This window comes from Pontivivens ytuae (genome assembly GCF_015679265.1).
In the GTDB taxonomy this organism is placed as follows: domain Bacteria; phylum Pseudomonadota; class Alphaproteobacteria; order Rhodobacterales; family Rhodobacteraceae; genus Pontivivens; species Pontivivens ytuae.
Genome location: NZ_CP064942.1, coordinates 2,218,507 through 2,232,034, shown reverse-complemented (window position 1 = coordinate 2,232,034; position 13,528 = coordinate 2,218,507). Strand labels below are relative to the sequence as shown.

Annotated in this window: 11 protein-coding genes; 5 read left to right on the top strand and 6 right to left on the bottom strand. The window is 68.2% G+C overall.

From position 1 onward, the window contains the following. Nucleotides 1-7: 7 nt before the first annotated feature. Nucleotides 8-847 carry an alpha/beta hydrolase family protein gene (locus tag I0K15_RS10785; protein WP_196101527.1) on the bottom strand — a complete coding sequence of 280 codons (840 nt, stop codon included), beginning with the start codon at nt 845-847 and terminating at the stop codon, nt 8-10. A 76-nt stretch (nt 848-923) separates the two neighbouring features. On the opposite strand from I0K15_RS10785, the gene I0K15_RS10780 reads away from it, so the two are divergent. The 4 genes from I0K15_RS10780 to I0K15_RS10765 all read left to right on the top strand — a co-directional run bounded on the left by I0K15_RS10780 (nt 924) and on the right by I0K15_RS10765 (nt 4,905). Beyond that, nucleotides 924-1,481, top strand: coding sequence for a TetR/AcrR family transcriptional regulator (locus I0K15_RS10780; protein ID WP_196101526.1), 558 nt, complete (start codon nt 924-926; stop codon nt 1,479-1,481). Nucleotides 1,482-1,633: 152 nt separating this feature from the next. After that, nucleotides 1,634-3,016 carry a threonine synthase gene (gene thrC / locus I0K15_RS10775; protein WP_196101525.1) on the top strand — a complete coding sequence of 461 codons (1,383 nt, stop codon included), beginning with the start codon at nt 1,634-1,636 and terminating at the stop codon, nt 3,014-3,016. Nucleotides 3,017-3,058: 42 nt separating this feature from the next. Then, entirely contained in the window at nt 3,059-4,321 is a 1,263-nt protein-coding gene (locus I0K15_RS10770; protein ID WP_196101524.1) for a M16 family metallopeptidase, read from the top strand. Nucleotides 4,322-4,326: 5 nt separating this feature from the next. After that, entirely contained in the window at nt 4,327-4,905 is a 579-nt protein-coding gene (locus tag I0K15_RS10765) for a GNAT family N-acetyltransferase (protein ID WP_196101523.1), read from the top strand. A gap of 2 nt (nt 4,906-4,907) precedes the next feature. Here the strand turns inward: I0K15_RS10765 and I0K15_RS10760 are convergent, their stop codons facing one another. After that, complete coding sequence (locus I0K15_RS10760) at nt 4,908-5,486, bottom strand: YqgE/AlgH family protein (protein WP_196101522.1); 579 nt, start codon at nt 5,484-5,486, stop codon at nt 4,908-4,910. 103 nt (nt 5,487-5,589) lie between these two features. Here I0K15_RS10760 and I0K15_RS10755 point away from each other — a divergent pair, with 103 nt between their 5' ends. Next, a complete protein-coding gene (locus I0K15_RS10755) occupies nt 5,590-6,408 on the top strand; it encodes a protein-disulfide reductase DsbD domain-containing protein (RefSeq protein ID WP_196101521.1) in 819 nt (272 codons plus the stop codon). Between the two features lie 46 nt (nt 6,409-6,454). Here I0K15_RS10755 and I0K15_RS10750 read toward each other — a convergent pair whose 3' ends face one another. From I0K15_RS10750 to I0K15_RS10735, 4 genes are all read right to left on the bottom strand, one after another. Then, nucleotides 6,455-9,754 (bottom strand): efflux RND transporter permease subunit, encoded by a 3,300-nt coding sequence (locus tag I0K15_RS10750; protein WP_196101520.1) that lies wholly within the window; start codon nt 9,752-9,754, stop codon nt 6,455-6,457. Between the two features lie 4 nt (nt 9,755-9,758). Then, complete coding sequence (locus tag I0K15_RS10745) at nt 9,759-11,234, bottom strand: efflux RND transporter periplasmic adaptor subunit (RefSeq protein ID WP_196101519.1); 1,476 nt, start codon at nt 11,232-11,234, stop codon at nt 9,759-9,761. Between the two features lie 88 nt (nt 11,235-11,322). Continuing rightward, complete coding sequence (moaB, locus tag I0K15_RS10740; protein WP_196101518.1) at nt 11,323-11,853, bottom strand: molybdenum cofactor biosynthesis protein B; 531 nt, start codon at nt 11,851-11,853, stop codon at nt 11,323-11,325. Then, nucleotides 11,850-12,662, bottom strand: a complete 813-nt coding sequence (locus I0K15_RS10735; protein WP_196101517.1) for a uracil-DNA glycosylase — start codon at nt 12,660-12,662, stop codon at nt 11,850-11,852. Before I0K15_RS10735 ends, moaB begins: the two co-directional genes overlap by 4 nt. Between the last annotated feature and the right edge of the window lie 866 nt (nt 12,663-13,528).

The following is a 13,528-nucleotide window of genomic DNA, read 5'->3' as shown; positions in this document are numbered from 1 at the left end:
GGGCCTGTCATGCGAACTCGGGCACCATGCGCGGCCAGGCCGCGGCGGAGCGGCGGGCGAACCCGGCGATATGCCCGATCCCCTTCAGCCCCACGGCGCGCGGCGCGATCGAGCGGAAGCTGACCTCGGCGAGCGGATAGAATGCAGCGAGCGCCTGCACCTGGTAGGGCGGGATCATCACGTCATCCTCGAAGGCGACGAGCTCCACCGGGCAGCGCACGCGGCTCGGCTGCGGCTCCGGCATCACGCCGCCCCAGTCGATCCGATGGAACTCCCGGCTGGTGCACCAGCGCCGCCATTGCCAGAACACCCCGGCGGGCAGGTTGGCCTTCAGCCCCATCGCCGCACCCGGCAGGTAGCCGCGCAGGCGAGTGGCCAGCGGCCCGATCAGGAACCAGAAGGCCAGCACCTGTGGCATGAAGTGCCATGGGTGCCGCGTCCAGTGCGCGGGGCCGGAGGCGATGGCGATGTGCCGCTCGACCCGATCGGCGTTCTCATGGAAAGCGAGGCACATGCCGCCCAGCGAGTGCCCGATGGTCCAGACCGGCAGGTCCGGGAAGGTGGCAAGCGCGTGGTCGAGTGCCGCCGACTGGTCCGCGACGCCCCAATCCGACATGCGCGCGCGAGAGCGGCGCACCGGCCCATCGGCCGACCAGCCGGTGTCGCGGTAGTCGTAGATCAGAACGTGTACCCGGCGCTCCGCCGCCATCCAGTCCGCGAAGGGGCCGTAGTAGCCCGCCGGGACACCCGTTGCGCCATGCAGCACCGCGACGGCGCGCGGCGCCTCGGCGAAACGCCACTCGCCGGCCAGCCGGGCTCCGTCATTGCTCTGGAAGGTGGTCCGCATGGCACGCTCCTATGGTGATCGCCATAGAACGAGTCGTAGCACTAGACCAATCACCATACAACAATTAAGAAGAGCCATGCCGCGCCCATCCGATGCCAAGTCCCGACTGATCGACACCGCCATCCGCCTGTTCCGCTGCCGCGGCTACCACGGCGTCGGGCTGACGGAGTTGCTGGAGGTCTCGGGCGCGCCGAAGGGCAGCTTCTACCACCACTTCCCAGGCGGGAAGGAGGAGCTCGGCGCCGTCGCGGTCCGCACCGCCGGACACAGGATCGCCCAACTGATGGAGACAGCCTTCGCCGACGCGACCAGCATGGACGAGGGCGCAGAGCGGCTGACGCAGATGATTGCGGAGGGCTTCGCCGCCTCAGACTACACCGCCGGATGCCCGGTGACGACGGTTCTGCTCGATACCGTTCCGCAATCGGAGATGCTCAGCAAGGCGGGCCGCGCGGCCTTTGCCGAATGGCGCGCGGTGCTGGTCCGCCATGCCGAACGCCTCGGCGACGATCGGGATATCGACGCGATGGGCACGGCCCTGCTGACCGCGATCGAGGGCGGCTGGATGCTCGCCCGCATCCAGCGCAGCCCGGAGCCGATCCTGATGGCGGGCCGCGCCTTCCGCATGGCCTGAGGCTTTCGGCTTCGCCCAAATATCCATGTCGGTCGCACGGCAACTGTGGCGACATGGATATTTGGACGAATCCGAATGTATCCGTGACGCTTTCCGACTTTCACGCCCGCCCGGCCCCGGCTATTCAGGGCGCCGCCAGCCGGGAGGGACCGATGCGCTACATTTCCACGCGGGGGGAGGCCCCGGTTCTGAGCTTCGAAGAGGCGATGCTGACCGGGCTCGCCCGCGACGGCGGCCTCTATGTGCCGGAGAGCTGGCCGACGCTGAGCGAGGCGGAAATCGCCGACATGGCCGGGCAGTCCTACGAGGAGGTCGCCTTCCGCGTCATGAAACCCTTCATCGGCGATGCGTTCACCGATGAGGAGTTCCGCGGGATCATCGCGCGCGCCTATCAGGGCTTCAGCCATATCGCGCGCGTGCCGCTGGTCCAGACCGGCGCCAACGACTGGCTGATGGAGCTGCACCACGGGCCGACGCTTGCCTTCAAGGACGTGGCGATGCAGCTCATCGGCCAGATGTTCGAGCTGGCGCTGAAGCGGCGCGGCGAGCGGGTGACCATCGTGGGCGCGACCTCCGGCGACACCGGCTCCGCGGCGATCGAGGCGTTCCGGGGGCTCGACGCGGTCGACGTCTTCATCCTCTACCCCCACGGCCGGGTCAGCGAGGTGCAGCGCAGGCAGATGACGACGCCCTCCGAGGCAAATGTCCACGCGCTTGCCATCGACGGCGATTTCGACACCTGCCAGCAGCTCGTGAAGGACATGTTCAACGACCTCACCTTCCGCGACCGGGTGGGACTGGCCGGGGTGAACTCGATCAACTGGGCGCGGGTGCTGGCGCAGGCGGTATACTACTTCACCGCTGCAACCGCGCTCGGCGCGCCTGCGCGGACCGTCGATTTCACCGTGCCGACGGGGAACTTCGGCGACATCTTCGCGGGCTACGTGGCCAAGCGCATGGGCCTGCCCATCGGTAAGCTGATCATCGCCACCAACCAGAACGACATCCTGCACCGCACGCTGGAATCGGGCGCGCATGAGAAGCATGGCGTGACGCCCTCGATCAGCCCGTCCATGGACATCCAGGTCAGCTCCAACTTCGAGCGCCTGCTCTTCGACCTCTACGACCGGGAGGGGGATGCCGTGGCGCAGCTCATGACCGAGCTGAAGGAGAACGGGCGCTTCGACCTTTCCCAAGGCGCGCTCGACCGGCTGCGCGAGGAGTTCGCCTCGGGCCGTGTGGGCGAGGACGAAACGTTGGCTGAGATCACCACCATGGCGAAGCTGACGGGCCATATCCTCTGCCCCCACACCGCCATCGGCACCCGCGTCGCGCGGGAGCATCTGGGGACCAACCCCATGGTCACGCTCGCCACCGCCCATGCCGCGAAATTCCCCGATGCGGTCGAGGCCGCGACCGGCCATCGCCCCGCCCTGCCGCCGCGCATGGCCGACCTCTACGACCGGTCCGAGCGGGTGACGCGGCTGCCCGGAGAGCTCGCCGCGCTGGAGCGGCATATTGAACAAAACCGCTGAGTGTTTATTGAAGGGGCTTCGCTCAAGCAGTACCGAGTCCCCATGACCGTCCAGATCCACCGCCTTCCCAACGGCGTCCGCATCGTGACCGAGAACATGCCCGGCCTGAAGAGCGCCTCGCTCGGCGTCTGGGTGACGGCCGGCGGGCGACACGAGGCGGCGGAGCAGAACGGGATCGCGCATTTCCTGGAGCACATGGCGTTCAAGGGCACGGCGCGGCGCAACGCGCTGGAGATTGCGGAGGCCATCGAGGATGTGGGCGGCTACATCAACGCATACACCTCCCGCGAGATGACGGCCTACTACGCGCGGGTGCTGGCGGAGGACGTGGACCTCGCCTTCGACGTGATCTCCGACATCGTGCTGAACTCGACCTTCGATCCGAAGGAGATCGAGGTGGAGCGCGGCGTGATCCTGCAGGAGATCGGGCAGGCGCTCGACACACCCGACGACATCATCTTCGACTGGCTGCAGGAGACGGCCTATCCCGGACAGCCCTTCGGCCGCACGATCCTGGGTCCGGCGGAGCGGGTGCAGAGCTTCACCCGCGCGGACTTCCAGCGCTTCGTCGCCGATCAGTACGGGCCGGAGAACCTGATCGTGTCGGCCGCCGGCGGAGTGGACCATGACCGGATCGTGAAGCTGGCCGAGGCGACGTTCGGCCACCTCACCCGCCGCCCGCGGCCTGCGCAGGCACCCGCCACCTTTACCGGCGGCGAGCTTCGGCAGGTGAAGGATCTGGAGCAAGCGCACTTCACCTTCGCACTCGAAAGCTCCGGCTACCGGGCCGACGACATCTACGACAGCCAGGTCTTCGCTACGGCGATGGGCGGCGGCATGTCCTCCCGCCTGTTCCAGGAGGCCCGGGAGAAGCGGGGCCTGTGCTACACGATCTTCGCGCAGCCCGGCTCCTATGCCGATACTGGGATGCTGACGATCTATGCCGGGACGAGCGGTGACGATGTGGCGGGCCTTGCCGAGCTGACCGTGGACGAGCTGCGCCGCGCCGCCGACGATATGAGCCCGGCGGAGATCGCGCGGGCCAAGGCGCAGATGAAGGCGGGGCTGCTCATGGGCCTCGAAAGCCCGTCGAGCCGGGCCGAGCGGCTGGCGCGTTTGCTCGCCATCTGGGACCGCGTGCCCGATCTCGACGAGACCATCGCGCGGATCGAGGCGGTCACCCCGCGCAGCGTCATGGATCACGCCGGGCGGCTCGCCACATCCGGCCGCGTCGCGATGGCGGTCTACGGTCCGGTTGAGAGCACGCCGCCGCTTCAGGCGCTGACCACGCGGCTCGCCGCCTGAGCGCCATGCGCCTGATCCGTCGACCCACACCGGTGCTGATGACGGACCGGCTCTATCTGCGGCCCCCGATCCTCGACGACCACGTGCAGTGGGCGCGGCTGCGGCGCGAGGGATGGGATTTCCTCTCGCCGTGGGAGCCGGTGCGCGCGCCGGACCACCTCAGCCGCTCATCCTTCCGCGGTCGCGTGCACTGGTCAAGGCAAGCGATCCGCGGCGACCGTGCGGTGCCGCTGTTCCTGTTCCGGCGCGAGGATGACAAGCTCCTCGGCGCCATCACGCTCGACAACATCCAGCGCGGCCCGGCGCAGTACTGCACGGTGGGCTACTGGATCGGGGCGAACCACGCGCGCAAGGGCTACATGCGCGAGGCGCTGACACGGACGGTCGAGCATGCCTTCAAGGAGCTCGACCTCAGCCGCGTGCAGGCCGCCTGCCTGCCAGAGAATGCCGCCTCCCGCGGGCTTCTGGAGCAATGCGGTTTTCACTACGAGGGCATCGCGCAGAGCTATCTGAACATCGCGGGCCGCTGGCGGAACCACGTGATCTACGCCGCACTGCGCGAGGATCGGCTGAGTTCGGAGTGACCTCAGGCGCGCCCGGCGGCGGCGTGCAGCATGCCCGGCTCGATGCCGAGGCGGGAGAGGCAGGCGGACCACATCAGCTCCGGCTGGGTGGCAAAGACGATTTCGCGCGAGGCCTCCGTCGTCAGCCAGGCGCAGTCCTTGAGCTCCTGCTCCAACTGCCCCGGCCCCCAGCTCGAATGCCCGAGGGCGAGCATCGCGCGGCGCGGGCCGCGGCCGCGGGCGAGGTCGCGCAGCACGTCCACGTTCCCGGTCATCGCGAAGTCGTCGTTGACCCGCAGCGTCGCCCGGTCGAGCGCGTAGTCGGAGCTGTGGAGCACGAAGCCGCGGCTCGGCTCCACCGGGCCGCCGATCAGCACCGGTACCTCGGGGTTGCGGACGATGCGCGGCAGCTTGAGCTGCTCGGCGAGATCCGGGAACTCGATGCCCTGAGCGGTCCGGTTGAGGACCAGGCCCATCGCACCCTGATCGGAATGGGTACACAGGAAGATCACCGACCCCTCGAAGCGCGGATCGCCGATGGCAGGCGACGCGATCAGAAGCGCGCCATCCAGAAAGGGTGAACTGGGATCGGTTTCGAACATGAACGACTAGCTGTCTTGACGCGCCGGGGAATCAAGCGCGGCGACATCTCGCCGATGTGATTTTCCATCCCGCGGCAGGCCAGTATGTTTTTGGGATCGAAATGTGTCCGAACGCCCGGAGTTCTCAACCGTGAAGCGCCTCGCCTGCCTCGCTCTCGCCCTATCGGCGACCCTGCCCGCCGCGGCTCAGGATCATAGCCGCGTCGCGATCCTGCCGGGCTGGCAGATGGCGGACGGCCGCTACCTCGCAGGGGTCGAGATCACGCTGGGCCCGGGGTGGAAGACGTACTGGCGACAGCCTGGCGAGGGCGGCATTCCGCCGATCTTCGACTGGTCGGCCTCGGACAACGTGGCTTCCGTCGAGGCGGTGTGGCCGACGCCCGACATCTTCGACACCTACGGGATGCGCACGCTCGGCTACAGCGACCGGGTGGTGTTCCCGATGATGCTGACGCCGGTGGACGCGACCGAGCCGGTGCGCGCGACGCTCGCCATGTCCTATGGCGTGTGCTCCGACATCTGCATCCCGGCGCAGGCGGAGGCTGCGAACACGCTCACCCGCGGTGAGCCGGTCAACGTGTCGGTGCTGAGCGCCGCGCTCGATGCGCGGGCGATCGGGCCGGAATCGGCGGGCGTCACGGGGACGAGCTGCAACGTCGCGCCGCAAGGCGAGTACGCCTATTCGATCGAGGCGAGCATCGGATTTTCCGAGGCTGCGCCCGGCAACCTCGTGGCCGTCTTCGAGGTGCCGGAGCCCGATCTGTGGATCGGCACGCCGCAGGCCGCCCCTCGGGGCGATACGCTGACGGCGCAGGCGCGGATGGACTGGTTCGGTGACGGGCCGCTGGCGCTGGTGCGCGACGACATCCGCATCACCCTGATCGAACCGGGCGTGCGCAGCATCGAGATCAGCGGCTGCTGAGATCGCCGGCCTGCCTCCGGCGTGGATATTTCGCGAAGAGAGAGGATCAGGTCCGCAGCGCGGGCCGTGCGCGCAGGATCGCGAGGCCTGCGGCAAGAGTGTAGCCGATCAGGAAGATGGCGATGGCGCCGACCGCGCCCTCCGGCACGACCGGCAGCAGGCCGGGCCGGACCATATGGGCAACCGCGAGCGCCGTGGACACTGCCGTCAGCCCCGCCGCCATCTTCAGCGGGCCGCGCACACCGCGCCGGGCGCTGCGCAACAGCCGCCCGACATCGGTCTGGATGCCGACGATGGCAGGCACGACGACCAGCACGAGGATCATCCCGAAGCCGAGGCCGTAGCAGAGCGTGATCACGGTGGGCTTCAGGAACTCCGCCTGGATCGAGGTCTCGTAGAGCAGCGGGGCGAGGCCCAGCACCGTGGTGAGGGTCGTCAGCAGCACCGGCCGGAGGCGATCAGCGACCGCATCGACCATGGCCGGGATGATCGCGCGGTCCTTGGCGTATTCGTCGATCGTGGTGATTAGCACGATGGAATCGTTGATGATGATCCCCGTCATGCCGATGAGGCCAACGACGGTGAACATGCTCAGCGGCACGTCCCAGAGGTAGTGCCCCCAGATCGTGCCGATCAGGCCGAAGGGGATGATCGCCATCACGACGAAGGGCCGTACCCAGCTCGAGAAGATCCAGCAGAGCGTGAGGTAGATCCCCAAGAGGCACAGGCCGAAGCCGATCAGCGCTTCGCTCAGGAACTCGCGCTCCTGCTCGGCGAGGCCGCTCTGGCGGTACTCGACCCCGAAGCGGTCGGCGATGGCGGGCACGATCTCGTCGGCGAGCCGCTGCGAGAACTCGGCAGCCGCGGCCGGGTCGTCCTCGGACACCTGGCCGGTCACGGTGATGATCCTCAGCCCGTTCTCCCGCAGCACGGTGGAGAAGCCGAGGCGGGTTTCCACGGTCACGATCTCGCTGAGCGGAACCCAGCTTCCGGCCGGGGTGCGCAGACGCATCCGTTCGATGAAATCAGCGGTCAGGTCGCTGTCGGGCAGGGCCACGTCGACGGTGCCGGAGCGGGTGCCGGCGGGGAAGGTCACCGCCTCGATCCCACCGAGGCGGCGGCTGAGCTCCCGCCCCACGGCCTCGATGGTGAAGCCCAGAGCAGCACCACGGGGCGTTAGGTCGAGGATGTACTCCGTCTTGTCGTAGGGCAGGTCATCCTCGACACCGGAGATCACGGGCTCGCCCACCAGCTCCGCCTGCAGCGCGTTCGAGGCGTCCTTCAGGGTCTGCGCATCGGCGTTGAAGAACTGCACGGCGAGCGAGTCGCCCCCGGGCCCGGAACCCCAGCGGCGGAAGCTCAGGGTTTCGAGCTTGGGCAGGCGGCGGATCTCCTCCTCGATCGACTGCTGCAGCTCGCGTGAGGAATAGGGCCGCAGGTCCGCGTCGATGATCTCGATGGCGATGGCGCCAAGCTGGTCGGGCGTCTTGCGGTCGGAGCCGGAGATGCCGCGCCCAGCACTCCCGCCGATCTGCGCGAGCGCGAAGACGATGGGGTTGGTGCCGTACTCCTCCTCATAGCGCAGGCCGACGGCGTCCACCGCGCGCTGGAGCTCGCGCACCATCTCCATCGTCTCCTCCCGCGTGGTGCCGGAGACCATGGTGACGTTGCCCGTGAGCTCCGACCGCTCGGGCGCGTTGAAGAAGCGCCAGACGACGTCACCGCTGAAGAACATCGAGACCATGAAGAGAAGCAACGCGATCGTGCCGCCCAGCACCGGATAGCGCAGCAGGTGCACCAGTTTCACGAAGGGGATGAAGACGCGGTCACGGACGATGCGGAAGCCCTTGTTGAACCAGTGGGACGGCAGGTCGTACCACGCGACCTTGTCGCCCTGCGCCTCCAGCGCGTGGCGCATGTGGGCGGGCAGGATCAGGAAGCATTCGATAAGGCTCGCCGCCAGCACGACAGAGACGGTGAAGGGGATGTCGGCGATCAGCTCCCCGAACCGCCCGCCGATCACCACGAGGGCGGAGAAGGCGATGATCGTGGTGATGGTCGATGAGAGAACCGGCAGGCTCATGCGCCGGGCGGCGTTGGTTGCTGCGTCCGTGGGGCTTTCGCGCAGGACGCGGCGCCGGAAATCGGCGTGCTCGCCCACCACGATCGCGTCGTCCACCACGATGCCGAGGCAGATGATGAGCGCGAAGAGCGAGATCATGTTGAGCGTGATGCCGAAGGCGTACATCAGCGCAATGGCCGCCAGCATCGCCACCGGGATCCCAGCCGCGACCCAGAATGCGGTGCGGGCGGAAAGGAACAAGAAGAGCAACCCGACCACGAAGGCGAGGCCGACGATGCCGTTGTCGAGCAGGATGTCGAGGCGCCCGCTGATCGCGTCGGAGCGGGTGTTCATCATCTCGATGCGTACGCCCTCGGGAAGGGCGGGCTCCATCTCGGCGATCACGCGTTCGACGATGGCCTGCATCTCGATCGCATCACCGTCCGAGGAGCGGTCAACGCGGATCGACACGGCGGGGTCGTCGCCGACGAAATAGGCGCGCTCGCGGTTCGGCCCCTCCTCGACCACCGCGGCAACATCGCTGACGCGCAGCGTGGTGCCGTCGGCCTCGGTGCGGATGGCGATGGCGCCGATCTCCTCCGCCGTGCGCCGCTCGACACCGGTGCGCACCCGGGCGGCACCACTGGCGAGCTCGCCCGCCGGGTCGGTTTCGGCACTCTCGGTGATGGCCTGCGCGATCTCCGACAGGGTGATGTCATTGCGGATCAGGCTCGCCTCCGGAACGGTGACGGAGATCTCGGGCGCCTCGATGCCGGAGACGGTGGTGCGGGTCACGCCCTCGCGGAAGAGGCGGGCGACGAACTCGTCGCCGTAGCGGGCGAGCTGCTCGATCCCGACGGGGCCGGTGATGGCGACATCCGTTACCAGATCGCGCCAGGCGCCCTGCCGCACCTCCGGCTCCTCGGCCTCCTCCGGCAGGGTCGTCACGCCGTTCACCGCGGTTTCCACGTCGGCGACGGCGCGGGTCATGTCCCAGTTGGGTTCGAATTCGAGCTGGATGCGGGCGGAGCCTTCGGTCGCCGTCGCCTCGCTCTCGATCACGCCGTCGACGGCGAGGAGCGCGGGTTCCAACGGCGCGACGATGGCGTTGTCCACATCCTCCGGCCCCGCGCCCTCCCACGTGACGGAGACGGTGACGTTGTCCACCACCACGTCCGGGAAGAACTGCGCCCGGATCTGCGTCATGGAGGCGAGGCCCAACGCAACCATGACCACGAGGATCAGGTTGGCGGCGGTCCGGTGGCGGACGAAATAGGCCAGCATCGCCTCAGCCCCCCATCCGGCGTTCGAGGCGTTCGACGACCTGCCGCGGCACCTCGTCCTCCTCCAACGCGCCGAGCATCCGGCTGCGCGCATCGGGCGGCATGCTGGAGTCGCCCTCGACGAAGGCGCGCAGGCGGGCGCGACGATCGGGGGCGAGGGCGATCATCTCGGGCACGGTCGCGCTGACCTGCACGGCGTCGGCGACCTCCGGCCGCTCGACCGGCTCGATGCGGATGCCGGGGCCGAGTTGAGGGCGGACCTCGCGGACGTAGCGCGCACCCTCGGGCGCATCCGCGACGATCACGTCGTCGCCCTGGCGCCGCAGCAAGCGGACGGGTACGACGCTCAGCCGGTTGTCCTCATCCGCGATCAACAGTTCGGAGCGGGAGGTGAGCGCGCTGGCAGGCAGCACGGCGACGTTCTCGAGCGGCGGCTCAGCAATGCGGACACTGACGAAATCGCCGGGGCGCAGGACCGCGGTGCCCTGATCGACGATGCGGGCGTAGATCAGCCGCCCGGTCTGCCCCTCGGCCACCTGCGCGCCCGCCCGTTCGATCAGGCCCGGCACCTCGAACGGCACACCATCGAGATCGAGGGAGACGATGACGGCAAGCTCCGCCAGCCGGCCCGCATCGTCGAGCAGCCGGGCAAACTGGGCGTTCGTGACCTGAAAGGCGACGTCGAGTGCTGCCGGGTCGATCAGCTCGCCGACCTGCTCGTTCTGGCTGACGCGCCGGCCAAGCACGGCCGTGACCTCATCCAGCAGGCCCGGAAAGGGTGCGGTGACGCGGGTGTCCGACAGCGTGCGCTCGGCATCGGCCAGCGCGATCTCGGAGCGGGCGACGGAGATCTCGGCGCGCGCAATCGCGCTTTCCTGCACGAGCACCGCCTGGCGGCGGGAGACGACGGTCTGCTCGGACTGGCTGAGAGAGAGCTCCGCCTCCTCGGTCGTAGCAGCGGTGCCGACGCCGCGCCCTTCGAGGTTGCGCTGGCGGGCGAGTGCGGCGCGGCGCAGGTCGCGTTGCAGCTCGGCCGCAACCAGTTCATCCTCAGCGAGCTCGAGCGCAGCGCGTGCCTCGGTCAGCGTGGCCTGCGCCTCTCGCAGCTCGGTTTCGGCGCGGTCACGGGCCGTTCGCGCCTCGGCCGGGTCGATCTGGTAGAGGAGCTCGCCCTCCTCCACGGCGCTGCCGTTGGTGAACTGTTCGGCAAGCTCGGTGATGGTGCCGGTGGCCGGCGCGCGCAGCTCGAGGATCCGGGCGCCCTCGACCTCGCCATAGGACTGGATGACAGGCTCCGCGCGGCCGTTCTCGACCACCCCGAGCGCGACGGAGTAGGAGCGCTCGCCCCCGCCGCGGCCGAAGCGCGGCCCCTCGTCCTCCGCCTGCCGGGCGTCCCGCAGGGTGATGGCTCCGATCGCGATCAGGCCGACCGTAGCGAACACCAGAAACAGGCCGAGCAGGCCGCGCAGCAGAAACCGCATCTCTCAACTCCCCCGAGCCCCACGCGCGGGCCGTGACAGAGAATATACGCGCAAGCGCACAGCTTCCGTCACTTTCCAGCGATAAAAATCACTTGCGCCGCTTGTGCTCCTCCAACCGCGGCATGATCTCGACGAAGTTGCAGGGCATGTGGCGGTAGTCGAGCTGGTGGGCGAGGATCTCGTCCCAGCCGTCCTTGCAGGCGCCGGGGGAGCCCGGCAGGGCAAACATGTAGGTGCCCTGGGCGACGCCACCGCAGGCGCGGGATTGCACGGCGGAAGTCCCGATCTTGCCGATGGAGACCTGGGTGAATAGCGTGGAGAAGGCGTCGATCTCCTTCTCGTAGACATCGCGATGCGCCTCGACCGTCACGTCCCGCCCGGTGAGGCCGGTGCCACCGGTGGAGATCACGACGTCTATTTCGGGATCGCCCGCCCAGCTTCGCAGCTTGTCCGAAATGGCGGCGCGGTTGTCCTTCACGATGTCGCGGGCGGCCAGATGATGGCCCGCCTCCGTCAATCGCTTGGCGAGGACATCGCCGGAGCGGTCATCCTCCGGCGTGCGCGTGTCGCTCACGGTCAGCACCGCAATGCGGACAGGGATGAATTCGCGTGTCGTCATGAACCTTCCTTACCGGCGAGCCGGGCTTTCACGTCAAGCAGATCCTGCCAGGCGGCCCGCTTCTGCTCGCCCCGGCGCAACAGGGCGGCGGGGTGGAAGGTCGCGATGGCCGGGATGCCCGCAACCTCCCGCCACTGGCCGCGCATGGCGGTGATGCCGCGCTCGACCTCGAAGAGCGTCTTCATCGCGGAGTTGCCCATGAGGAGCAGGACCTCGGGCGCGGCGAGCTCGATATGCCGGCGCAGGAACGCCTTCATCATCGCCATCTCCTCCACCGTTGGATCGCGGTTCTGGGGTGGGCGCCAGGGCAAGACGTTGGTGATGTAGACGCCCTGCTCCGGGGGTTCGGAGGTCCGGTCATGGCCGATCGCCGCCAGCATGCGGTCGAGGAGCTGACCGGCGCGGCCGACGAAGGGGCGACCCAGCCGGTCCTCATCCCGGCCCGGCGCCTCGCCCACGATCATGAGATGGGCCCCCGGGTCGCCGTCCGCGAAGACGAAGTTGCGGGCGCCGAGCTTGAGCTCGCAGCCGTCGAACTGCTCCATCGCGATGGCGAGGCTCTTGAGGTCGGTAGCTGTCGCGGCGAGGCGCTGCGCTTCGACGACGTGGGAGGCGGTGTCGGCCGGCTTGGGCTGGGGCTTCGGAGCGGCCGGGGTCAGGCTCGGAGTGGGCGCGGGCGCCGCAGCAAGGGCGTAGCGATCGATCGGAGCGTCCGCAATGGGTTCGTCGATGCCGAGATCGAACTGCCAGGCGAGGGCGGCGAGCAGCTCCGCGGTGTCAGGGGATGTATGGCGATTCTCGGCGTTCATGCTGGGTGGAGACTATCTCCGCCGGGGTCGGGACCTCAACTCGGGGGTTTGTGTTTGGCCGCTGGCGGTCCCGGTTCGATGGTGTCCACAAATCGTGTTGGTGGACGGAGGTGGGCAGCGTGCGCTTGCCGTCACGGAGTGCATGCCAAGCTGCGTAGAGATGCAGGTATCGCGTCGCGGGACCACAGAACGGAGCGAGAAACGTCCGCAGCGTGTCAGATGCCCCGCAGATCAGAGATCTGAAGCGCGTCGCATTCGGCCGCGTCAACGAACGCTGAGCCGATCGACCCGCAGCAAGACGGATCGATCCACCATCGCGATCCGTCATGATCCAAACGAGCCAGTCGCTCTCCATGTAGAGCTTCGGCCTGTCCGCCCATCTGGATCGCGGTGGACACGGCCATCGTCCGGGATCCCGTTCGTGCCGAACCCATTCACGCGAACCTTTCCGGCTTTCGCGTATGACGAGCCCGTCCAGCGCCGACTGTTCGAGGTGCCGCGGCATGCTGTGCCTCAGCAAGTGCAAACGCCACCGCCACACGGACGTTCGATGGAGACCGTATCGGGCCGCGAAAGCACGGACGGAACTCGGAGAACGAGACAGCATGTCCCTAAGAAGCCATTGCAGCACGTCGGACCGATGCATCCGCTTCAGAACAGGCGGCCGTTCGACGTGGGTTCGATTGCAGTCACGGCAGCGCCGGCGGCGATGACCTGCCGCACTTCGTCCCCATCCCATCGTCGCGCCGGCGCAATGCGAACAACGAGGCGGAGAATCCGATGTCTCTCGAGCTTCCACGCAACGTTTGTCGCGTCAAGACATGAACAAACTGCAAACACTTTGCACGACCAACACGTTTTGCGGA